The organism is Acidithrix ferrooxidans (assembly GCF_000949295.1).
Taxonomy (GTDB): Bacteria; Actinomycetota; Acidimicrobiia; order Acidimicrobiales; family Acidimicrobiaceae; genus Acidithrix; species Acidithrix ferrooxidans.
In genome coordinates this window covers 1-23,939 of sequence record NZ_JXYS01000091.1, presented here as the reverse complement: position 1 = coordinate 23,939, position 23,939 = coordinate 1, and the positions used below count along the sequence as shown (strand labels likewise).

At 48.6% G+C, this 23,939-nt stretch carries 16 protein-coding genes and 2 pseudogenes; 15 read left to right on the top strand and 3 right to left on the bottom strand.

Translation table 11 applies throughout. The features are described from left to right. Positions 1 to 85: 85 nt before the first annotated feature. Together guaA and AXFE_RS14020 are read left to right on the top strand one after the other, a co-directional pair. Positions 86 to 1,630, top strand: coding sequence for a glutamine-hydrolyzing GMP synthase (guaA, locus tag AXFE_RS14025; protein WP_052606581.1), 1,545 nt, complete (start codon positions 86 to 88; stop codon positions 1,628 to 1,630). 44 nt (positions 1,631 to 1,674) lie between these two features. Further along, positions 1,675 to 3,906, top strand: a complete 2,232-nt coding sequence (locus AXFE_RS14020) for an ATP-dependent helicase (protein ID WP_235347823.1) — start codon at positions 1,675 to 1,677, stop codon at positions 3,904 to 3,906. Between the two features lie 217 nt (positions 3,907 to 4,123). On the opposite strand, the gene AXFE_RS14015 is transcribed toward AXFE_RS14020, so the two are convergent. Both AXFE_RS14015 and AXFE_RS14010 read right to left on the bottom strand, forming a co-directional pair. After that, positions 4,124 to 5,329 (bottom strand): MFS transporter, encoded by a 1,206-nt coding sequence (locus tag AXFE_RS14015; RefSeq protein ID WP_052606580.1) that lies wholly within the window; start codon positions 5,327 to 5,329, stop codon positions 4,124 to 4,126. A 960-nt stretch (positions 5,330 to 6,289) separates the two neighbouring features. Beyond that, the gene (locus tag AXFE_RS14010; RefSeq protein WP_052606579.1) at positions 6,290 to 7,954 is read right to left on the bottom strand and encodes a DUF885 domain-containing protein; all 1,665 of its coding nucleotides are present in this window, start codon (positions 7,952 to 7,954) and stop codon (positions 6,290 to 6,292) included. A gap of 481 nt (positions 7,955 to 8,435) precedes the next feature. Here AXFE_RS14010 and AXFE_RS14005 point away from each other — a divergent pair, with 481 nt between their 5' ends. From AXFE_RS14005 to sucD, 4 genes and pseudogenes are all read left to right on the top strand, one after another. Further along, the gene (locus tag AXFE_RS14005; protein ID WP_052606578.1) at positions 8,436 to 10,067 is read left to right on the top strand and encodes an AMP-binding protein; all 1,632 of its coding nucleotides are present in this window, start codon (positions 8,436 to 8,438) and stop codon (positions 10,065 to 10,067) included. A 176-nt stretch (positions 10,068 to 10,243) separates the two neighbouring features. Next, the gene (locus AXFE_RS14000; RefSeq protein ID WP_052606577.1) at positions 10,244 to 10,657 is read left to right on the top strand and encodes a cobalamin B12-binding domain-containing protein; all 414 of its coding nucleotides are present in this window, start codon (positions 10,244 to 10,246) and stop codon (positions 10,655 to 10,657) included. 143 nt (positions 10,658 to 10,800) lie between these two features. After that, positions 10,801 to 11,952 (top strand): annotated as a pseudogene (sucC, locus tag AXFE_RS13995) (ADP-forming succinate--CoA ligase subunit beta); the annotation flags it as partial. Beyond that, complete coding sequence (gene sucD, locus AXFE_RS13990) at positions 11,953 to 12,837, top strand: succinate--CoA ligase subunit alpha (RefSeq protein ID WP_052606575.1); 885 nt, start codon at positions 11,953 to 11,955, stop codon at positions 12,835 to 12,837. Between the two features lie 193 nt (positions 12,838 to 13,030). On the opposite strand, the gene AXFE_RS13985 is transcribed toward sucD, so the two are convergent. Next, positions 13,031 to 13,243 (bottom strand): DUF805 domain-containing protein, encoded by a 213-nt coding sequence (locus AXFE_RS13985; RefSeq protein WP_052606574.1) that lies wholly within the window; start codon positions 13,241 to 13,243, stop codon positions 13,031 to 13,033. Positions 13,244 to 13,396: 153 nt separating this feature from the next. Between AXFE_RS13985 and AXFE_RS13980 the strand changes: the two genes are divergently transcribed. The 9 genes and pseudogenes from AXFE_RS13980 (at position 13,397) to AXFE_RS13935 (ending at position 23,843) form a co-directional block, all read left to right on the top strand. After that, positions 13,397 to 14,131 (top strand): response regulator transcription factor, encoded by a 735-nt coding sequence (locus tag AXFE_RS13980; RefSeq protein ID WP_052606594.1) that lies wholly within the window; start codon positions 13,397 to 13,399, stop codon positions 14,129 to 14,131. Further along, on the top strand, positions 14,128 to 15,672 hold the full coding sequence (locus AXFE_RS13975) for a sensor histidine kinase (protein WP_052606573.1): 1,545 nt from the start codon (positions 14,128 to 14,130) through the stop codon (positions 15,670 to 15,672). Before AXFE_RS13980 ends, AXFE_RS13975 begins: the two co-directional genes overlap by 4 nt. Positions 15,673 to 16,248: 576 nt before the next feature. Then, on the top strand, positions 16,249 to 16,887 hold the full coding sequence (gene purN, locus AXFE_RS13965; protein ID WP_052606571.1) for a phosphoribosylglycinamide formyltransferase: 639 nt from the start codon (positions 16,249 to 16,251) through the stop codon (positions 16,885 to 16,887). Further along, positions 16,884 to 18,395, top strand: a complete 1,512-nt coding sequence (gene purH / locus AXFE_RS13960) for a bifunctional phosphoribosylaminoimidazolecarboxamide formyltransferase/IMP cyclohydrolase (RefSeq protein ID WP_052606570.1) — start codon at positions 16,884 to 16,886, stop codon at positions 18,393 to 18,395. The genes purN and purH overlap by 4 nt, the downstream gene beginning before the upstream one ends. A gap of 108 nt (positions 18,396 to 18,503) precedes the next feature. Continuing rightward, a complete protein-coding gene (locus AXFE_RS13955) occupies positions 18,504 to 19,361 on the top strand; it encodes a bifunctional 5,10-methylenetetrahydrofolate dehydrogenase/5,10-methenyltetrahydrofolate cyclohydrolase (protein WP_152626104.1) in 858 nt (285 codons plus the stop codon). A 32-nt stretch (positions 19,362 to 19,393) separates the two neighbouring features. Then, entirely contained in the window at positions 19,394 to 20,287 is an 894-nt protein-coding gene (locus AXFE_RS13950) for a methylenetetrahydrofolate reductase (protein ID WP_052606568.1), read from the top strand. 295 nt (positions 20,288 to 20,582) lie between these two features. Then, a complete protein-coding gene (gene icd, locus AXFE_RS13945; RefSeq protein ID WP_052606567.1) occupies positions 20,583 to 21,779 on the top strand; it encodes an NADP-dependent isocitrate dehydrogenase in 1,197 nt (398 codons plus the stop codon). 122 nt (positions 21,780 to 21,901) lie between these two features. Continuing rightward, a complete protein-coding gene (locus AXFE_RS13940) occupies positions 21,902 to 22,894 on the top strand; it encodes a malate dehydrogenase (RefSeq protein ID WP_052606566.1) in 993 nt (330 codons plus the stop codon). A 383-nt stretch (positions 22,895 to 23,277) separates the two neighbouring features. Continuing rightward, positions 23,278 to 23,843: pseudogene (locus AXFE_RS13935) on the top strand (IS607 family transposase). Positions 23,844 to 23,939 lie beyond the last annotated feature (96 nt).

The window sequence follows — 23,939 nt, the reverse complement described above, 5'->3', positions numbered from 1 at the left end:
TGTTTAGATCGGTGAGCGCTAGTCTTGAATAGACCAGAACTCAATTTGTTCGGGACCGTAGTCGCTTTCTAATGCCGAGGTTCAAATGCACACTCTACGATCGTCCAAAGTCCTTGTATTGGATTTCGGGGCTCAGTATGCCCAGTTGATAGCTCGAAGAGTTAGAGAACACCACGTCTTTTCCGAGATAGTACCTAGCTCTATCACCTCCGAACAGATTGAAGCTATTGCACCACGTGCAATAATCCTATCGGGTGGTCCAAAGAGCGTAAATGTTGAGGGAGCCCCCCGAATAGATGAGAGAATCTATAGCTTGGGGATCCCGATCCTTGGAATTTGCTATGGTGCTCAGTTGATCTCGCATGACTTGGGCGGAGTTGTCTCCAAAAGAGCCTCTGGTGAGTATGGCAAGGTGAATCTAGAGGTTATCAATCGGCAACTTCTTCTGGAGGATGTGCCGGAGAAGTCGGTTGTATGGATGAGCCACTTCGATGCTGTTACAGAACTGCCGCCGAACTTTCAGCTTTTGGCATCTACGCCTGAAGCGCCCTGTGCCGCATTTGCTGATCCAACTGCCAAGATATATGCACTTCAGTTCCACCCAGAAGTGGAACATAGTGAATATGGCTATAGGGTCTTCGATAATTTCCTTCATAAGATCGTAGGGGCGGAGCCATCTTGGACGAACTATTCCATCATCGAGGATTCGATCAATCGAATTCGAAGCCAAGTGGGGAATAGCCATGTTATATGTGCACTTTCGGGTGGGGTTGACTCATCTGTTGCAGCGGCGCTTGTGCACCGGGCAATCGGGGATCAGCTGCATTGCGTCTATGTGGATACGGGATTGATGCGCCATGGTGAATCCAAGACGGTAGAGGCGACCTTTCGGGAGCAGTTTGAGATCGATCTACTCTCAATCGATGCCAGCGATAAATTTTTTAGTCACCTAGAAGGAGTGACGGATCCCGAGGCCAAGAGAAAGATAATTGGTGAGGATTTTATTCGAACTTTTGAAGCGGCTGCTAAGGATATATCTGGAGCCAAGTTTTTAGTTCAGGGAACCCTTTATCCAGATGTAATTGAGTCAGGAACCAAGTCTGCAGCGCGAATCAAGTCCCACCACAACGTAGGCGGCCTTCCTGAGGATATGGACTTTGAATTAGTCGAGCCACTGCGGGAACTATTCAAAGACGAGGTTCGAGCTATCGGTGAAGAGCTCGGCCTCCCAGAGGCTATAGTTTGGCGTCAGCCATTTCCTGGTCCAGGTCTAGCCGTTCGAATCGTAGGCGAGGTAACGCGAGAGCGAGTAGAGATCGTACGCGCTGCTGACCGTATCGTAGGCGAGGAAGTACTAAGGGCTGATTTGGACAAGAAGGCGCTTTGGCAAAGCTTTGCAGTTCTAGCAGATATTAGATCGGTAGGCGTTATGGGTGACGAGCGATCCTACGCCTATCCGATAATCTTGCGAGCAGTTGAATCAAGCGATGCTATGACTGCGGATTGGGCTCGGCTACCTTATGAGTTGCTTGAGCGCATCTCGTCTCGCATTGTGGCTGAGGTCCAGGGGGTAAATAGAGTCGTATATGACATTACTTCTAAGCCACCGGCAACCATCGAATGGGAATAGTTTTGGTTTTATTAAGCCTGTTAGACTTTGATTAGGATAGTTTTTTGACCATTACAAACTCCAATAACCCTTTGCTAGCTGGCTTAAATCCAGCACAGGCCGCCGCCGTCTCCCATGATGGTGGTCCTTTACTGGTGATAGCGGGAGCAGGATCAGGAAAGACTCGAGTCTTGACGAGGCGTATTGCCTATCTGATCGAGGCGAAAGAGGTCCATCCAGGATCCATCCTGGCTATTACCTTTACCAATAAGGCCGCAGCGGAGATGAAAGAGCGAGTCAACGAACTGGTGGGACCTATTGCCAAGTCGATGTGGGTCTCAACCTTTCACTCGGCATGTGTTCGGATATTGCGAAATCACCCCGAGGCATTGGGGTATCGGAAGAACTTTGTTATCTATGACCAAGACGACGCCGAGAAGCTTATCTCTTTGATCTCTTCCTCAATGGGACTTGACACTAAGCGCTTTCCAACTCGCCAAAGTGCAAGTCGCATCTCAAATGCCAAGAGTGAGCTCTTGGGTCCAAAGGAGTTGATGGCTAAGGCGACTCACATCATGGAACGTAAGGTCGCTGAGGTCTACGCCCAATATCAAGAGCGGTTGCTTGGGGCAAATGCCATGGACTTTGATGATTTGATCTATAAGACTCACGAACTCTTTGAGCGATACCCTGCCATCTTGGAGCAGTACCAGAGGCGCTTTTTTCATCTTTTGGTAGATGAATATCAAGATACCAACGTGGCACAGAATGCTCTTGTTATGCAACTGGGAGAGCGAAGTCGAAACGTATTTGTGGTGGGAGATTCAGACCAAAGCGTCTATGGCTTTCGCGGTGCAGATATGCGCAATATCTTGGAATTTGAAAAGGCCTTTGAGGACGTCGCTGTAATCAAATTAGAGCAGAATTATCGAAGCACTCAGACGATCTTGGATGTAGCTAACTCGATCATCTCTAACAACCAATATCGAGAAGCTAAGAATCTCTGGACCGACCAGGGCTCGGGCGAAAAGGTCCGTCTCTTTGTGGGTGACGACGATTCAGAGGAGTCAAATTTTATAGCTTCTAGTATTTTGCGAGAGAGGGAGACGGGCGGTCGAAGATACAGTGATTTCGCAGTCTTTTATCGGATCAACTCGAATTCTCGCTCCGTAGAAGAGGCCTTTATTCGTCGCGGAATCCCCTACCGTGTCGTGGGCGGAACGCGCTTTTATGATCGCCGAGAGATCAAAGATACAATGAGCTATCTGAGGCTGATTCAGAATCCCACCGACGAGATCGCCCTGAGACGAGTTATAAATGTACCCAAGCGAGGCATCGGTGATCAAAGCATTGCTAAGGTTGCAACCCTAGCAGCCGAGATGGGAACGACCCTAGTCGATGCTCTTTCGAAATATGAGGCAGCAGGTGTAACTGGACGTGCAAAATCTGGGATTGCTGACTTTTTGGTGCTCATGGAGGCATTGCGGGGTCATGTGAGAGACGAAATGCCTCCGGGTGAATTGATCGAGGCCTTCTTGGATGAATCGGGTTATCGCAGCGAACTTGCTGCCAACGATAGTGTTGACAATCTATCTCGTCTTGATAACCTTTCTGAGCTGGTATCGGTTGCCTCTGAGCATGAGACGCTCGAGGCCTTCTTGGATGCTTCTGCGCTTGTAGCTCAAGCCGATCAAATCCAAGGAGACGATGTAGTAACTTTGATGACAGTTCATACGGCCAAGGGTTTGGAGTACCCAGTTGTCTTTTTGACTGCATTAGAAGATGGTATCTTCCCTCATTCAAGATCCCTCTATGAGCCTAAAGAGCTCGAAGAAGAGCGGCGACTATGTTACGTTGGAGTGACCCGTGCTAGAGAGATTTTATATCTCACTCGCGCAAACCAACGGTCCCAATATGGTGAGTCGTCATTGACAATTCCATCTCGCTTCCTAGATGAGATACCCCCTAGTCTGATTGAGGACGTCTCTGTTCGATTGAGTTACGAGGAGCGTCGTAGTCGTTACTTGGGAGACTCTGTCGTCCAGAGCGCTTCGGGGCTCAGTAGTTCTACCTTGAAGCGATATGGAACTACGTCGAACTCTACAAAGGTTGATAGCGGACCTCGTCTTAGTGTGAGTCAACTAAAGCCTGGAATTCCAGTTGTCCATGGCAGTTGGGGAGAGGGAGTGGTAACTGCAATTGATGGCAACGGCGACAACGCCTCTGTGACAATTCGCTTTAGCAGTGTTGGCTCAAAGAAGCTAATTCTCTCTTATGCACCGCTCAAGCTGGCCTAAAAAGCTACCCCTTAAAACGCATTAGCGGGCATTGGAAGGGGTGTAGAGGTTCTCTGAGAGAGATGGCTGGTGGATCGTGCCCTCTTCGTATTTATCCTCTTTGTATTTATTAGGAGTGGTAAGTTCGTGATAGCTCTCTGGCTGTTTATGGCAACGGCTTTTAGAAATGGCTTTTGACGTCGAAGTTATCAGCTAGATCTGCCAAATGTTGGCAGATCTAGGTTGATTTGAGTCGATATACTGATTTCGATCCAATTAGGATCAACGAAGTCGCTATCAACGCGATACCACAGGCAATAGTTGCTAGTGATGCGCTCATAAAATGAGTCTCTAGCCCGCCAAGGACCTGTCCTAGGGGATATAGGGCAACTGAGCCGAAGATGTCATATGCTGAGACTCTAGACATGGCTTCTTGTGGAAAGAACCTTTGAATCGTCGTCTCCCAGTTGATCCCTACGAATGAAAAGCCAAAGCCTAACATTGCCACTGAAGGTGCGATAAATACGGGGGAGACTCTCAGGGCCAGAAGAAAAAATGATGGCGATCCAAGTAGGGCGATGATACTCGCGCTCCACAATGGTCGTTTCAATTTAAATCTAGATGCAGCGACTGCGCCCAAGATTCCTCCTACTCCCTCAAAAGCTAAGATGACTCCCCATGTCGCTGCTCCACCAAGATGGCGCTTTGCAATTAGCGGACCAAGAACCACCAGGGGTCCAAAGACTAAAAGGTGCATGAATGAGTAGACAATGATCGTTAGCCAGCACCAAGTCTGTGAGCGAACTTCTCGATATCCCGTCTTTAGGTCATCTAGAAATGATCTCTCAACGACATCTGGAGCTATCGTGCCGCTTACCTTGGAGAGCCATAGGCCAGAGATCGCATAGCAAACCGCGATTATCAAGATGGTCTTTCCGGCTCCTAGATAGGCTACGCCAAAGCCTGCGAGGGCTGGACCGCCAAGGTTGCCAATGGCTCTCGCCCCTTCTCGAAAGCTATTTGCAGCTACTAGCGCATCTTGAGTGAAGATCTCAGGTGTCATTCCTGTCAATGTTGGAGCGTAGAAGGCTCGTGCAACTCCCCATCCTGCCCCAACGATTGCAAGCTCTAAGGGGGTGAAAGTGACCCATATGACAATGTAGGCCAAGACCAGAGCCAAAAGAGCACGTACCACCTCAGATGAGATTGCAACTGCCTTTCGCGAGAAGCGGTCGGCGATCACGCCGCCTACTAGCAGCAAGAGTACGAAGGGTAGATCGGTGGCTGCCAGAACTCCCCCCACGGAGAGTGCAGAAAATCCATGATCCAAGAGTGCGAACGATAGGGCAATAGGCATCGCACCTGAGCCGATAAATGAGAATGCCTGAGATCCAAGGAATGCCCTGGCATTTTTGTCTTTGATTAGTCTGTAATTTTTTTCCATCTAAGGACTTCTTTATTTGATTTGAGATATTAAAATCGTGAGTAGGAATGCTCTTGGTTGTTTTATTCAGTTGAGTGGCCGCAACTTGGGAATACAATTAGAGTTTTACTTGTCTAAAATAAGATCAAAGGTCACTCATATATTGCTTAGCATCGTTTGCTTGTAGTGATCATATATGGGTAAATAATCATTTTTATCAGCCAAGATTTCATTATCAAGGTGGCGAGTTGGCAAACTAGATGGTTTGCAATATATCGTTTTGAACATTAGTTATCTCGATCTTGAATTTGTAAGATTTTTGTGGGGCATATTGAAGATATGACTTAAATGTCGATGATTTTTATCGATAAAAATCATCGAAGCTGCATTGAGGTGGCTATTTGTCTCCATGGGGATAGTTATTGTATCGGTGAAGATCACTATGAAAAAGACGATCGACTTAGTCGCAGCACTTTTTCTTCATGACCGATAGATGATAGCCTATCTAAGGTTCAAATCGAGAGTTGACTCTTATGAGTCATTAGATTTAAAGATCTTTTGTCTCAGCGAAATATCGCTAATTAAGCGTACTTTAGAGTGATCAGCTATTGGGTGAGAGCGAGTGCCTCTGGTCTGAATACGATGTAATCTTCATGGATTCGCCCTCCTTTTGCCGAATAGTTTAATTTATTATATATCACAATTTGAAGGCTTCTAGCCTTTTGTGGATTTTTTGAATATTTTAGGAAGTTTTAAATCTTCAAAACTACGAGATTAAGTGGCGACTCTTGTAAGGATGGCTTAGGTGGTGAGTGCTAAGTAGATGATCTAACGTTTCGACGGTTTTCGGTTCATGGGCGGCTTTCTTTCGCAGCTCGCGCTTTTGCTGGCGTAGCATTGCTTTTGCTGGTTGTCTTGGGTTGCCAATTGGTTGTTCATTAATTCGTCATACTTATCCGATCGGACCTTTGGTGAACTGGGTTAGTGCCCCAATTCTCGCTGTAGCTGCGCTAGGCCGACAAATCCCAATTCAAAACCCTTTTGATGAAATCTTGAGAGCGAAAAATCTTTACCCTGAGCCTTTTTGGATGCTTCTCGGGTCGCTCGCCAGATTCGTTCTCCGATTTTATAACTTGTTGCTTGGGCGGGCCACCCAAGGTATCTGTCGATCTCACTGACTGCAAAAGCTCGTTCTCTGCCGCTAGTGGCTTGCAGCAGATTTATTGCATTCTCGATCGTCCAGGGTCCAGCTTTTAGAAAGCGATGGCCAGGCGGTATCATAAATCCATGGTGAAGGCCAATGTCGATGACTACTCGAGCAGCTCTCATCGCCTGGGCGCTTAGCATCCCAAGTCTGTAGACCGGGTCACCAAGGTAACCCAACTCATCCATTAGGCGTTCGGCATAAAGTGCCCAACCCTCGATATGGCCAGAGATGGCGCCAAGGAGTCTACTAAAGGAGTTGAGCTCCTCGCCCATGTAGGTAATGTATCCGATCTGTAGGTGATGGCCCGGCACGCCCTCATGGTATGCGGTTGAAACCTCCGTCCAAAGGGGAAAACGATTGCGTCCCAAGGTTGGATACCAAGTCCGCCCTGGGCGAGAGAGATCAGCACTTGGCCCTGTGTAGTACATTGCCGCAGCACCGCCGGGCGGTGCAATCATGGCTTGGAGCTTCTGGATCGGGACAGGAATGTCAAAGTGGACTCCATTTAGCTCTGAAATGGTGTTATCTAAGAGTCCCTGGTTCCAGTCTCTGAAGGTCTCCACCCCTTCAATCACATATCCCGGTCGTTCGTCGAGAGCTATGAGCGCCTCTTCGAATGTAGCGTTGGGATATAGGTCGCGAGCGATCGAGACCATCTCGTCATCGATGCGAAAGACCTCATTCCACCCCCATTCATAGGCCTCTGTGGGATCTATTTCAATCCCGTTGAAGCGTCTGCACTCTAGAGCCCACCTATCAGGGCCGATTGCGTCTTTAGCGTTTGACCTTTGGGCGTAGAAACTGAGGTATTGCGCCAATTCGAGATATGCCAAAGATGCCACCTCGGCCCCGCTAGCAAGGTCGTTTTTGACTTGTGTATTGCTGCCTTCGTACTCGGTAATCAGGGATGCAAAGAAGCCAACATTGTCGCTACCGCCATAAGCGCGTGCCTGCTTTGCAACTTCACTTGCTTGACGTGGTGAAGCCGCAACGCCAAGGCGAAGTCCCTCTTCGAGACTTTTTTGATAGCCAATAAGAGCACTTGGTACTCGGCTAAGGCGAGCCGCTATGTCGCTAAAGTCATCGTCGGTCTCTTTTTTCATGAGGTCGAAAATTTGGCGAATTTGCTGTGGAGGGCTCTCTATTACATTTAGGTTTCTCAGGTGTTCTTTAGACTCAAAGAGATCAACTATCAGCCCGAGGCGTTCAACCATCGACTCCTTGGCGATTCGGTCTTTGTCATTGGAGATTGTGACCTTGGATAATTGGGCCAGAGTGGATATGGCGAGATCTAAAGACGCTCTGGCTCCATCGGGAGAATAGTCCCCGAAGCTATCGTTGGCTCCAGCTAGTCCAAAATATGTCGCGCTTGTTGGGTCAAGTTCCGTTGTTGCCTTTAGATATTGGTCTGCTATTTTGCCAAGTGAGATCTGCTCCACTGTGACTCCTTGAGATATCTTTATACCTGCTTATATGGCAAGGAATTTAAGTACGACTAAAATCTATTCGCCCAGAAGCGGTCTCCTTGGCGTATTGTGCTAAAAAGAAATGAACCCTAGCCGACTGAGGGGACGATAGCCTTTGATGGTTATGGCGCAGCCTTTGATGGTTATGGCGCAGCCTTTGATGGTTATGGCGCAGCCTTGGTGGCTGCAGCTAGGCCTTGGTAATTTTGAGATCTGAGTTTTTAATCTATTTGGATAAGATTTGTTCCAGCCAAGCTGCCCAGGTAAATCAAGCTGCCCAGGCACATCAGCTTTGCCAAGCTGAGCTAATCAAGATAGCTACGCCACCTTTTGAAGTGGGAATCGTAAGGAACGTTTTGTAGCTTGTTGATTTTTTGTAGTTCTGTTGGCTTCTAATCGCTAATTAGGAGGCCCAGAAAAGTTTTGGGAAAAGTTTTGGCCCTTAGGAGTTGGTTTGGTAGCCAAAATCCATAGGGTAGGGGAATTTGGCCAAATAGGTCAAAACCGCTTTTTCGTTAAGTTAGTCTTTGGCATGAAATTTTTTTTAGAAGGTCTGGCAAGCCTCGGTGATGACTCTAATTGGTTGGTCGATTCTCGTTCGAGTCTTTCGCGACATGAGTCTCTTGCGCGGGTAACCAATCTCCTAGGAGCGCTACAAGAGCACGATATCGCCCCAGATGACTTGATAGCAATCTTTTCTTTTAATCGTGTCGAGTATATGGAGACCCTGCTCGCAGCCACTGTAGGTGGGATTAGGTATACCCCGATAAATTGGCATTCATCGGCTCAGGAGCTGAGTTATATCCTAAGCGATGCCCAGCCTAAGGCTCTCTTTGTGGACTCTCAACTTTTTGAGATTGCTGGCAATGCGATTGCTCTGTCGGGCTATAGCGGGATTGTTTTTGAATATGGCGATCACCAACTGACAGATGCAATTGGATCAATCTCTTATGAGGACGCTATCTTGCACCCTGGAGTCCAAGGCGATTTGGAAGAGACTGTCTTTGGAACCCCGATGTTTTATACCTCTGGGACCACAGGCAGGCCTAAGGGGGTGAGGGGAAGTCTTTTGCCACCGGGCACAACTTTGTCAGCCTTTGCCCTAGCCTACAATGCGCGCATTGGAACTCCCCGTCCGGGCGTGACTTTGCTAGATGGCCCTATCTATCACTCTGGACAGTGGCTCTATGCCTTTTTACCCATGTTGTGGGGATCATCTACGATAATTCAAGGTAAATTTGATCCACTTGAAACTCTCAGGGCAATAGAGCGCTTTAAGATAACCAATATTCATTTGGTTCCAACGCAATTTGTGAGAATCTTAAAGCTTGATCCGCAGGTGCGCTCGTCGTTTGATCTCTCTTCTTTGGTAAAGATTTGGCACGGCGCAGCACCGTGTCCTCCGGTAGTCAAAGCTGAGATAATTGAGCTCTTTGGCGATTGTGTAACTGAATACTATGGTTCAACTGAGCTTGGCGTAAATACCATGATCACAGCAAGTGAGGCCGCTGCCAAGCCAGGCTCGATAGGAAAGGCCGTACCTGGAGTTGAAGTTGCAATCCTAAACGACGATGGCGAGCCTATGTCCGCTGGTGTTCCGGGAATAATTGCTGCTCGATCTCAACGGAGCTTTCACTATCACAATGAGCCTGATAAGACTAAGTCGACCATGATTGGCGAGGGATATTTCACAGTTGGCGATATTGGATACCTAGATGAAGACGGTTATCTATTTATCTCGGATCGCAAAATTGACATGATCATATCGGGTGGGGTAAATATCTATCCTGCCGAGATTGAAGCTGTCTTTCACAAACATCCTGGCGTGCTTGACGTTGCGGTGATTGGGATCCCAGACGATGAGTTTGGCGAGAGTGTTCTAGCAATCGTGTCACTGGTGGATCCAGAAAAAGCCACGGATGAGTTAGCAACCGAGCTAGCTGATTTTTGCCGGGCACATCTTTCGGGTTATAAGGTTCCTCGCAAGATTGAGTTTTCTGGTGAGATCCCTCGTTCTTTGGCCGGTAAGATTCTGAAAGCTCAGATCCGCGCGCCTTATTGGATCAACACCTCGCGCAAGATTTAGAGGTTGTGCAAAGGGCTGTTTTTGCGATTTGTCGGTGGGTCAATTTGCCAGTCGGTGGCGATTTTTGGACAATGATAGCTTTTTATAGCCATAATGGTGAAATTTGATCTAAAAAACAAGTTAATTAGCCTTTCGGTTGGCAATTGGGTAGTGGTTTATGCCTATTATAAAGAGCCGTGGAACGTCCTTATCGAGTAGTAGTAGGCAAGCCTGGCCTTGACGGTCACGACCGAGGTGCAAAGGTTATAGCAAGAGCGCTTAGAGACGCAGGCTTTGAGGTAATTTATACAGGACTTCATCAGACGCCCGAACAGGTCGTGCAAGCTGTAGTCCAAGAGGATGCTGACGCCTTGGGCCTCTCACTTTTGTCTGGGGCACATATGACACTGGTGCCCAAGGTGATATCAGAGCTGAAGAACGCAGGTTCTGAGGATGTCCTAATAATCGTTGGTGGTATCATCCCAGAGGCTGACATCATTCCACTCATGGAGATGGGGGTGGCTCAGGTTTTTACGCCGGGAAGTCCGCTGGCGACTATAGCTAATTGGCTAGAGGTCGCATTGGATGAGCGCGAATCGCAACTTCATTAATCGAATTCGACCCAAATTGTTGGTGGATTGAAAACACCGCGCTTGCAGGGACTTTAGCGATCGATTTGGTTTAGCGCCAATCATGTCTGAGAATGTCATATAGGAAATGTCTAAATAACTATTGAAGAGTTAGAGAAAGTAGGAAAGTGGATCTTTTTGAATACCAGGGCAAGCAATTCTTTGCTCAATACGGTATCGCTACATCACCGGGTGGTATCGCAGAGACGGTCGACGAGGCGGTTCGCCAAGCTGATTTAGCAGGATATCCAGCTGTAATCAAAGCGCAGGTGCAGGTCGGCGGTCGTGGAAAGGCTGGCGGAATCAAGATTGCCAACAACCAAGACGAGGCTCGTTCGTATGCCGGCGCAATCTTGGGAATGGACATCAAAGGTCATCTCGTCAAGCGAGTATGGGTTGAGCATTCTTCTGATATTGCCAAGGAATATTATGCAAGTTACACCTTGGACCGCGGCGCCAAGAAGTATCTTTTGATGCTCTCAGCACAGGGTGGCGTGGAGATTGAAGATGTCGCCAAGAGCGCCCCTGATGCCATCGTCTATGTTCATATCGATCCGGTTGATGGAATATCAAATGACCAAATTCGAGAAGCGGTCACGGGTGCCAAGATCGACCCAGAGGCCTTCGAAGGAGTGGTAGAGGTCTTAGAGAAGCTCTATGGCGCATTTGTCAAGGGTGACGCTGACCTTGCTGAGATAAATCCACTTATCCTAAATACCCAGGGTCTGGTGCATGCTCTTGATGCAAAGGTCTCTCTCGATGACAATGCAACATGGCGTCATCCGGAGTGGGCAGATTGGGCGTTGACTGTTGAATATGACGGTAGGGAACGCTTGGCGAAGGAGAAGGGCCTCAACTACATTGGTCTTTCGGGGACCGTTGGAATTATCGCCAACGGCGCTGGTCTAGCTATGTCTACTTTGGATGTCGTAAACCAAGTCGGCGGATCTGCAGCAAACTTCTTGGATCTAGGCGGTGGCGCTAGCGCTGACACCATGTCGGCAGCGCTTGAAGTTATAAACACCGACGAAAACGTCAAGGTAGTTCTTGTGAATATCTTTGGCGGTATCGTGCGATGTGACGAGGTTGCAAATGGAATTATCGAGGCACTAGGTCGTGTGAAGTTGACCGCACCTATTGTGATACGCCTCGATGGCACAAATGCTGAGGTTGCACGTGAAATACTTGCGCCTCGTGAGTCGGAGAATTTGATAGTTGAATCGACGATGCTTGGCGCAGCTAGACGAGCCGTTGAGATCGCTAATAAGGGAGCTTAGTTGAGTATCTTTGTTGATGAAAATACCCGTGTCATCGTCCAAGGATTGACTGGGGGCCAAGGTAGATTCCATGGCCTTAGAAACCGTGACTATGGTACAAAAGTTGTAGGCGGTGTTACCCCTGGTAAGGGGGGCACGGACGTCGATGGCATTCCAGTCTTTGATACCGTCGAAGAGGCGGTGGCGCTTACAAATGCCAACGCCAGCTTCATCTCGGTACCGCCACGTTTTGCTGGTGGGGCAGTTTTGGAGGCCGCAAAGGCCGGAATCGCTCTGGTTGTTTGTATTACCGAATTCATACCAGCAAAAGATGAGGCGTTTTTCTATAACGTCCTTGTCCGAGATTACCCAGGGACCCGATTGATTGGACCAAACTGTCCGGGAATTATCTCTCCAGGAAAGTGCAATATTGGAATTACATCTGGTTCCATTGCCTTAGCTGGGGGGCCCGTGGGGATTGTCTCACGATCTGGAACTTTGACGTATCAGGCGATTCACGAACTATCCCAACAAGGCATCGGCCAGACGACATGCGTGGGTATTGGGGGCGATCCCGTACCGGGTACGAACTTCATAGACTGCTTGGCTGCCTTTGAAGCCGACCCAGAGACTAAGGCTGTCTTGATGATCGGGGAGATCGGTGGGACTGAGGAGGAGAAGGCTGCAGCTTTTATTAAAGAGCACTTTTCTAAGCCAGTCGTAGCGTATATTGCTGGTCAGACCGCTCCGCCGGGGAAGAAGATGGGCCATGCGGGAGCTATTATTTCAGGCTCGCAAGGAACAGCAGCGGCCAAGATGGAGGCGTTAACGGCTGCGGGGGTAGTCGTCGCCGTAAATCCAACTGCTGCCGGTGAAAAGATGGTCGAGATAGTTCGGGCCTTCTAGAAGCTTTTGGATCTAGTAAGCTTGCGTGGTTTTAGCGTACTTGGTGGCCCGCGAGAGGGCATTTGAGCAAAATAAGTTCACGCATTTTGGGGAATCCGTTACTGGCCTGTTGTCTCAAGGAGATTCTTGAGGTAACGGGCCAGCTTGATTTGTAGCCATGTCATTTTGCGCGCTGACCTTAATGGAGTTGATTTCAATTGGAGAGTTTTGGAGGTTGTGCTCCAAAACGATTTGGAGCACAACCTCCAAAACGATTTGGAGCAGCTGTTCCTGGAAGAACGGTAAAGATGAACAGTATGATTGGGCCGAGAAGTGGTATGAGGCCAATCAGAGCCGTGTATCCAGAACGGTCAATATCATGGAGCCTGCGTATTGCCATTGAGAAGCTTGGAATAATCGATGCCACTACAAAGAGCTGTAGGGATCATTGACTGGGGACAATGCTCGGTGATTATTTGTCTAGCTCTCTGATTTTAGGCGTGATCCGGTAGCATAAATCATATTCAGAAGTTGTGACGTGGCGACTTCGGTTGCTTTGGCAAGTTGCGAGGTTTTTACTGTGGGTGGCGACAAGGAGCGACGCGTATTAGTCGTTGATGACGAAGCGAGCATAGTCGATCTAGTCACGATGGCTCTTTCGCTTTTGGGCATGACTACACGAGGTGCCAAATCCGGTAAAGAGGCTCTGTCGATGGTCGAATCTTTCTATCCTCATCTGGTCGTTTTAGACGTGATGCTTCCGGATATGGATGGTTACGAGGTGATGCGCCGTATGTCTGAGTCATGGCGAAGTGCATCAATTCCTGTTCTTTTGCTAACTGCACGGCGTGGCCTTGACGATCGAATTTCTGGCCTCAAATCAGGTGCGACAGATTACGTCGTGAAGCCCTTTAGCGTCGAGGAACTTACCCTTAGGGTGCAGGGCATTTTACGGCGAACAGTTGGCGACGGTCCGGATGGCTCGAGCGTCAGTGTCGGTGATTTGATTTTAGATACCGATACACAAGAAGCTCGCAGGCGGGGGGTCTTGCTAGATCTCACCCCTACTGAATTTAAGCTCCTTCGGTTTTTGATGATCAATGCCGGTCAAGTGGTTACTCGTTCTCAAATTCGTGATCGAGTCTGGGAACATTCTCAAGATGACGTCTTTAACCAGATAGCTGTTTACATAAGTTATTTACGTAAGAAGATCGATGCATTGGGACCTTCGATGATTCGAACGGTGCGAGGCATTGGCTATAGTTTGAGGGCGCCGGTGAATGATTCGAATGGCGCCTCTGAAAGCACCTCATGACTCTTCGGACTCGATTAATAGCTTTGATAGTGGCGGTGGTCCTTCTTGGTTTTTCAATTGCCGATTTTGTAACCTATAAGTCCATAAGTTCATTTTTGGATCAGGGTGTAAGCCATCAGCTCGATTCGGCATCATTTCCAATTACGCGTTCTCTCGCATCGATAGCAGGAGTTACTCTGCCTGGGCGGCCTTTATCTCGTTTAGGCGGGGCTCCCGGGGGGCGCGGACCTCTCGTAGGGGTTGCTTCAGGCAATGCAGCCGGAACATTGTTTTCTCCAAACCAGTCGTCTCCAAATGTGCCTCCAGCACCTGGGGGGCGACGAGTGCTTATTCCACAGGGTACATTTGGCGAGCTCCTGAGCCCGCAGGGAAAGGTCTTGTCGCGACTGTTTTATGGCTATGGACAAGATACGCCATCGTTTCCATCCATAGAAAAGATCGCGCTCTCGGCGATGGTGGGACCTAATCCAACTAAGTATTTCTCAATTACAAGTACAGGCTCTGGGGCGGCACCTTATTCGGCACTTGTTGCGCGGTTGGCCAACGGAGTCGGGGTTGTTATTATTGGCGTGCCGATGGCGGTGACCCTGGGAACTCTACATCGTCTTTTATTGGTAGAGGTGGGTGTATCTCTTGCCCTTCTGGTTGCTTTGGGCGCCATAGCTTGGTTCATATTGAGGCGGGATCTTAGGCCACTTGTTGAGGTTGCGAATGCGGCTAAGGAGATCGCCCAAGGGGACCTTGGTCGACGTGTCCCCGAAGTTGGCAGCAATGCTAAAGACGAGGTGGTTCAACTTGCTAGGTCATTCAATGCTATGGTTGCCGAGATTGAAGGGGCCTTTGGAGAAGTTGCGGAGTCCGAGGGAAAGTTGCGCCGCTTTTTGGCAGATGCCTCCCACGAACTAGGGACTCCTCTTTCTTCGATACTTGGTTACTCTGACCTCTTTGAACTTTGGAAGAAGGACGATAGATACGACCTAGATATAGCGTTTCGCCACATTAGAGAAGACGCGAATCGAATGAAAAATTTAGTGGATGATCTATTTTCTCTGGCGCAATTCGACCAAGTGCGGCCACTTGAGATTACCACCTGCAACCTGAGTACCATCGCTTATGAGGCAGTGGCAGCACTTAGAGTTACCAATCCGAATCGAACGATTACTCTGGAGGGGGCAAAAGAGTTGCTCCTTCAAGGAGACAATTTTCGCCTTCGGCAGGTCATTGATATTCTTTTAGTAAATGCCACAAAGCACACTCCGAGCCATGTGGCGATTTCGCTTGACCTTGCACTCGAAGGCTCTGACGCCTTTATAGTTGTTCACGATGACGGTCCTGGTATCGATAAGGATTTAGCCGATACTATTTTCCAGCCCTTTGTCAGAGGCGACCGCTCTCGCCAGCGACATAGTGGTGGAGCCGGCCTTGGTTTGGCGATTGCCCAGTCGATAGTGACCGCTCATCTAGGAGAAATTTCACTTGAGCCAGGGATCGGCGCCACTTTTATCGTCCGAATTCCGATTAGGCACAGTCAGAATTTTTAACTATTCAACTCCAGGTAGACTTGGTTGGGTCTTGGATAAAGGTTTATTTTTTGATTCTGCCTCATTGAGAGATTTGTTTCAAGTTTTTTGAGCAATCGGCGGCCTTGAGATTGCAATTTGAACTTTTGGATTGAGATCGATTCCGATGTCGTGATCTAATAGTGATGATCTTTTACGATCACGACTTCCACTAGCTAGAGCCAAGGCTAGCGATTTTTGCATCGTGTTTTCTCGTGTGCTCTTGTGTTTTGTGCCAAGATGGAAGTGTTCTTTAGTCATTTAGACTTTTTAGAAATAATCTGTCTTTCTTTTTTTGCTTGCCGGGCTCGAATGGCAAGCAAATGGGAATCAGATAGGGCGTTTGTTTCCAAGCAAGTGAGAGAATGTCCTCGCCTTTTGGTGCTGTGCAAGCTTTGTTGAATGTCGCAAAACCAAGGTTGAGTTTGCCCGAGATGCCTATATGAGCTTTTGATGGGTCGTAGTTTGTACGTGATTGGACACTTTGTTTCTTTGCACCTTGGGATTAGGTACTTCTTGGTAGCGGTTTGAGCCCTGCTGTGATCTAGGCTCTATTGGGTGAAAATTGCGGTACTAGCTTCTGGAAGTGGTACCATTCTCGATGCCATGGTTGGTTGTGGTATAGATGTCTCTCTAGTTCTGGTCGATAGACCTTGCAAGGCAGAGGGATTGTCCATAGACCATGGTATAGCGCTTTCGAGTTGCTATCGACGGGACTTCTCTCGATCGTTCGATAGAGTGGGCTATACCAATGACGTCCTATTTGAATTGGTTGCAAATGGCATTGAGCTCATCGCGATGGCTGGTTACGGAACCATTCTCGAAGAACCGATTCACGAGCGCTATGCCGGGCGAATTCTAAATACCCATCCCTCTCTTCTGCCAGCATTTGCAGGATGGCATGCTGTAAGCGAGGCCCTCAAATATGGAGTGAGGGTCACAGGATGCACTGTCCATCTAGCCACTCTTGCAGTTGATGCCGGACCGATATTGGCACAAGAGGCTATCGAGGTTAACTATGGTGATGACGAGTCTTCGCTCCATGAACGAATAAAGAAGGTGGAGCGACGCTTGTACCCACAGACAGTTGCAGCCTATAACGACTATCTTGACACCAATTTTGGTGGATCTTTTTTTGAGTACCAAAAGATGATCCACGATGCTAATTCACTAGGAAAGACCAGGGAGAAACGATGAGAGCTTTGCTTTCTGTATATGAAAAAGATGGAATTGTAGATTTTGGGCGTGGCTTGGTCGACCTTGGCTACGAGATTATTGCATCGGGTGGCACCTCTAGGGAGTTAGCTGCTCATGGCGTTGCTCACATGAGCGTAGAAGATGTAACTGGTTTTGCTGAGATGTTGGATGGGCGAGTAAAGACTCTTCACCCAAAGGTCCATGCGGGGATTTTGGCGGACCGTTCAAAGCCTCAACATCTCTTGGATATCGAGTCACTCGGGATCGAGACGATAGACATCGTGGCTTGCAATCTGTATCCTTTTGCTGGGTCGCCCAGTATCGAGACTATTGACGTTGGTGGCCCTTCGATGATTCGAGCAGCTGGCAAGAATCACACCTTTGTGAGCGTCTTGGTCGATAGCAACGACTACGAGCCTGTATTGAAGGCGCTTGCCGAGGGCGGCTCGGTCGACTATGAAACCAGAAGGGCCCTTGCGGCAAAGGCATTTGATCATCTTTCGCGATACGACCGGCTTATCTCTCTATGGCTAGGCGGAAAACAAGAGGACGCTTTGGCTCTAGATGATGAGATAGCACCAGTACTGATGAAGAAGTCATCTTTGCGTTACGGTGAGAATCCTCATCAAGACGGTGCTCTCTATACTAGGGTGGGTCGTCCAAGTTGGTTTGAAAGTATGGTTCGCCATTCCGGAATGGAATTGAGCTATTTGAATCTATTTGATGCAGATGCAGCTTGGCGCCTCGTTCATGAGCTTGGTGATTCACCTAGTGCGGCGATTATAAAGCATGCAAATCCTTGTGGAGTTGCAACTTCTACTGTCGATATTTCACAGGCCTACTCGCGAGCATTTGAGTGCGACCCGATTTCAGCCTTTGGAGGCATCATTGCACTAAATCGCCCGGTCGATATGCACCTAGCGCAGGAGATGGCCTCTAACCCTAAGGCTGACGTGGTAATTGCGCCCTCTTATGAAGATGGAGTCATCGAATTTCTCTCCAAGAAGCGAAAGAATACTCGATTTCTAACGGGCGAACCCCCAGAGGTGCCAGCCCTTCAATTCAGATCTATTGGGGATGCTATCTTGGTTCAAGCGCCTGATACGTTTGTCACTACCAAAGAGCAATGGAAGGTGGTGACTACGGCTCAGCCGGATCCGTCTCGTTGGGAAGAGATTGAGATGGCATGGAAGGTTTGCGCCAAGACCTCTTCCAATGCGATAGTCATCGTATCAGAGGGTGCGGCTATTGGCATTGGTGCCGGCCAGCAGAATCGTTTAGATTCCTCTAGAATTGCGATCGCTAAAGCCAAGGAAAAGGTAGTGGGATCCGTAGCTGCATCAGATGCTTTCTTTCCGTTTCCCGATGGAATGCTTACTCTAGCCGAGGCTGGCGTCTCGATTATTATCTCTCCAGGTGGGTCAATCAATGACGCAAGTGTAATTGAAGCCGCAAACGACGCCGGAGTCGTTTTGATCTTCACAGGCGAGCGCCATTTTAGACATTAGGCACTGGATTACCTGTTGGCTGGTGGGTTCAAAGGAGTGTCATTCGACTTTCTTGAACCCAAGTCATTTAGATATCTTTTTGGAATGAAATATTGATCGGGGAAAGTTATTATGGCACTAATTCTTGATGGCAACGCGCTAGCTTCGATAATCAAAACACGTCTCAAGGATGAAGCACAAGAGTTGCTCACCGCTGGCATAAGACCCGGTTTGGGCACAATCTTGGTTGGATCAGATCCATCGAGTGCTCGTTATGTCGCAATGAAACACGCCGACTGCGCAGAAGTCGGCATCGAATCCTTTCATTGCAAGTTAGATCAAGATGCCACGATGGAAGAGCTGTTGGAGGCTATTGACCTCTTCAACGGTGATTCGAATGTCGACTCCATTTTATTGCAGCTTCCGCTTCCCAAACATCTAGACCAACTAGCCGCCCTTCTAGCGATCGACCCAAACAAAGATGTGGATGGCCTTCACCCAGTCAACTTGGGAAAATTGGTGATGTCAGAGCCAGGGCCACTTGCGTGCACCCCCGCTGGTATCGTGGAACTCCTAATCCACTATGGCATTGAAATTGCACATAAGCATGTAGTTGTGGTGGGACGGGGGCTCACTATCGGTCGTCCCCTGTCGCTACTGCTTGCGTCCAAATCCCCAAACTGTAATGCGACGGTAACTGTAGCGCATACCGGAACGGCGGACTTGGGATCAATTACGCGCCAGGCAGATATCCTTATTGCAGCCGCTGGCGTTGCCGACATTATAACTGAATCCATGGTGAAGGAAGGAGCGGTGGTTGTTGGCGCGGGAACACCTTTTGTTGATGGAAAACTTCGCTCTGATCTTTCGGATTCGGTGGCAAAGGTAGCATCAGCCATTACTCCGAGAATTGGTGGTGTGGGCCCGATGACTAGGGCTATGTTGTTGGTGAATGCCATTCAAGCCGCTAAAGGTCGTTTAATATAGTTGCTGTCTCGCTCGAGACCATCAGTAGAAATGTGAAAAACTTAGTGCGTGTCGATCAGCTTATTTCAAGTGCTTCGAGGCCCCTCTTTTCGGTTGAGCTTTGGCCGCCGCGTAACGTTGAATCAGAAAGAAGATTGACCCAAGCGCTGTTGGAGCTCTCTGAGCTTTCGATCGATTTTGTGTCCATAACCTACGGAGCCGGTGGGTCTACTCGGGAAAATACTCACGACCTGGTTGTCAAGCTCGATCGCGAGTATAGTTTGACTGCGGTGGCCCACTTGGTGACAGCGGCCCATTCCAAGGTAGAGATTGATTCTATTTTGAGCCGATATGCCAAAGGGGGAATTGTAAACCTTCTGGCGCTTCATGGAGATCCGCCACTATCTGGGAATGATCAACTTCTCGACGGGGAGTTTCCTCACGCTATTGACTTGGCACGTTACGCGATTGAAAAATACGATATGTGTGTTGGGGTGGCTGCCCACCCTCAGGGGCATCCAAGTGCATTTGACAGGGAGAGCGATATTCGCTTTTTGGCCGAGAAGCTTGAGGTCGCACACTTTGGAATTACCCAATTCTTCTACGACTCAAATTACTATTTCGATCTGCTCTCGCGACTCGATAGTATTGGGATCCAAAAGCCAATAATTCCAGGGATTATGGCTCCGACGAGTCTTTCAACGCTCATCAAGATGTCGGAGTTGTCCGGTGCTGAGATACCAAAGGTTGTTTTGAATCGTCTGAACCGCTATCAAGGTGATCCTCAATCGCTCAAGAAAGAGGGAATAGAGATAGCGATTGAACTGTCTCAAGAACTTCTCGATGGTGGCGTGGCTGGAATTCACGTCTTTACGATGAATCAAGCCTCGACCACCAAGGCCATATATTCAGCGCTATTTCCAGGCCGGTCCGCCGCTTCTAAATAGTCGGATTTTAATCTATGCTCATGAAATCGCCGTTATGCTCCCATTCAATCATCTCTTGGCTAGCGGTTTTTTGGTCATATGCATATACTTGGTTTTTTGGGAATAAGATCTGCCTCTGCCCCCATTGCTAAAGACCAAGAGCTCATTTTTCACGCTTTTCACCCAGCCAGGGAGTGCGATTTATTGGTTTAGATCTAGGGTTTGGATCGAGTTTTGTTGGCTTAAACCTTAGGTGATAGACCATACGAGAATCTCGTTTAGGCAATGGAGTAAAAAAGGAGTAAAATCGGCTGTTATGGCAGAGAAAATTACGATGTCCCCTGACGGGACGCTCAATGTACCAAATGATCCCATCATCCCATTCATTGAGGGTGACGGAATAGGGGTCGATATTTGGCCGGCTGCACGTCTAGTGATGGACGCCGCCGCCAAGAAGTATGGCAAGAACGTTGCGTGGAAAGAAGTTTTGGCGGGTGAAAAAGCATTCAAGGAGACGGGCAGCTGGCTCCCTGAAGAGACGGTCTCAGACTTTCGAGATCTCCTCATCGGCATCAAGGGGCCTCTTACTACCCCAATTGGCGGTGGCATTCGTTCTTTGAACGTGGCACTACGTCAGATCCTCGATCTTTATGTTTGCTTACGACCGGTGCGATGGTTCCAGGGGGTTCCATCTCCGGTACTGCATCCCGAGAAGGTCGATATGGTTATCTTTAGAGAGAATACCGAAGACGTCTACGCTGGTTATGAATTTGAAGAGGGTAGCGAAAATGCAAAGAAGCTCCTTGAATTTCTAAGAGAAGAGTTTGGCTGGGATATTCGACGAGATTCCGGTGTTGGTGTAAAACCTGTCTCAGAGACCGGATCCAAGAGGCTTGTTAGGGCTGCGGTTGAATACGCTAAGGCTAGAAATCGCAAGAGCGTTACCTTGGTCCATAAGGGCAATATCATGAAATACACCGAAGGCGCATTTAGAAACTGGGGATACGAGGTCGTTCGTGACGAGTTCTCAAATATCGCAGTGGGCTGGGATGATTGTGGAGGAGATCCAGGCGATAAGATTCTCGTAAAAGACGCTATCGCCGACATTACCTTGCAGCAAGTTCTCACTAGGCCGGACGAATTTGATGTTATCGCAACCTTGAACCTAAACGGTGACTATCTATCAGATGCTCTTGCTGCTCAAGTGGGTGGAATTGGCATTGCTCCTGGCGGAAACATCAATTATGTTACTGGTCATGGAATCTTCGAGGCAACTCATGGAACTGCTCCAAAGTATGCTGGCCAGGATAAGGTCAATCCAGGTTCTGTGTTGCTCTCAGGGGTAATGATGTTTGAGCATCTCGGTTGGCAAGAAGCCGCCGATGACATCGTCAAGGCCCTTGAAGCCACAATCGGCGACAAGATCGTGACCTACGACTTTGCGCGGCTAATGAAGGGTGCTACCGAAGTGAAGTGCTCAGAGTTCGCTTCAGCGATTGTGGATCGCCTCTAGTTTTTCAACGCCACGGAAACTCTGCCTCTATGGCCAAGGATCTTTGATCCCAACTAACAGGCAGTTTCCGTGGCGTCGCTATGTGCTTTTTGATAATTTAGAATTTTGAATAGGAGTCATCAATGGCAAACAAGCCAATTTCGGTAGCTGTGACTGGCGCTGCCGGTCAGATAAGTTACTCTCTACTTTTTAGGATTGCATCTGGTGCTCTCTTTGGGTTAGATCAGCCGGTTTCGCTGCGCTTGATTGAAGTGGATCCAGCGTTGCGAGCTCTAGAGGGTGTCGCAATGGAGCTCGACGATTGTGCATTTCCACTTTTGGATAGCATCGAGATGACCTCGGATCTAAAAGTCGGTTTCGACGGTGTGAACTGGGCTATCTTGGTCGGAGCAATGCCCCGAAAGGCTGGGATGGAGCGAGGAGATCTTCTCGGAATCAATGGGAAGATCTTTGGGCCACAGGGTGCGGCGATTGCCGCTCATGGAGCTTCTGATGTAAAGGTGTTTGTAGTTGGCAACCCGTGCAACACCAACTCAATGATAGCTCGTGACGCAGCCAAGGATCTTCCGGCGGACCGCTTCTTCGCGATGACTCGTCTTGACCAGAACCGGGCCAAGAGCCAGTTGGCCAAGAAAGCGGGCGTGGCCGTAACCGAGGTCTCTAACGTTGCGATTTGGGGAAACCATTCGGCGACACAGTTCCCAGACTTTCTAAATGCTAGAATCTCTGGTCGTCCTGTTGTTGATGTGATTGAGGATCATGATTGGCTCCACGGTGACTTTATCACCACCGTTCAAAAACGTGGTGCTGCCATTATTGATGCTCGAGGTGCATCGTCAGCTGCATCTGCAGCGAGCGCGGCTATCGATTCAATAAAGTCAATTATTACCCCGACCCCAGAGGGTGACTGCGTCTCTTTGGTGGTACCGAGTCGTGGTGAGTATGGAATTGAAGAGGGGCTACAATTTGGCTTCCCAATTCGAAGCGATGGTACATCATGGCGCGTTGTAGAGGGTTTTGACCTTGACGACTTTGCCAAGTCTAAGATCGCAATTACAACCAATGAACTCATTGCTGAGCGTCAAGAGATCAAGGCGATCTTGGCTAACTCCTAGGGGACTATCTCTAGATTTGGTCTAGTGATGGGTTGGCGTGGCCGATCAGGTTGCGCTAACCCATTTTTATATTGGACCTCTGCGTGGTATCTCGAAAAGTCAGAGGTTGCTACTTTGTCTGGAAGATATCTCAGTGGTTGATCTGATCTTGGCTTGATGATTCTCATCCTTGATCCGCAGTGGTTTCAAACCCCGACCAAGCTGGCAAATTATTTTCCACATCTACCAAGATTGACACGGTATCATTTTCCAGATGTCGCCGCCGGATCCTTCTCTTGTGATATTTAAAGTGCTGCCGATTGAGGTGGTCGCCTGCCATGGGAATGCGTTCTTCGATTTGGGGTTGCAACAGTTGGCACAAAGATGTTCTATAACGATATGTAATGAACTTACATGAGTGGGCACTGTCCCAAGGTATACATCCTCAAACGGCATATAAGTGGTATCGTGCCGGTACTCTGCCTGTCCCTGCGCTAAAGTAGGGCAACTCATATTGGTGGGAGATCTAGAGTCTCAACCGTCCGTATCTAAGTCTGCCGTCATATATGCACGGGTGTCTTCTGTAGATCAAAAATCAGACCTAGATCGCCAGGTTGCCAGAGTTCTCACTTGGGCTACAGAGCACGGGTACTCAATAGATCGCGTAGTAACCGAAGTTGGTTCGGCCCTTCGCAGACATAGGCGAAAGTTTCTGTCGTTACTTAAAGACCCAACAGTAGACACGATTCTGCTACAGCATAGATACCGCTTCTGTCGGTTTGGAGCTGAATATATAGAGGCTGCACTTGAGGCTCAGTCCAGGAAATTGGTTGTGGTAGATCCAGCCGAGGTAGACGATGACTTAGTGCGTGATGTCACGGAGCTACTCACGTCTCTCTGTGTTCGCCTCTACGGTCGCAGTTCGGCTGCTAACAAAGCTCAGCGTGCTATTGATGCGGTGTGCTCATGATCGCGATAATGCGGACAAAAGCACAGGCTCAAAGAGTATCCGAACTAACTGGGTGTAAAGTTCTTCTTGACGAAGGTAAACCAACAAGGAAGATAT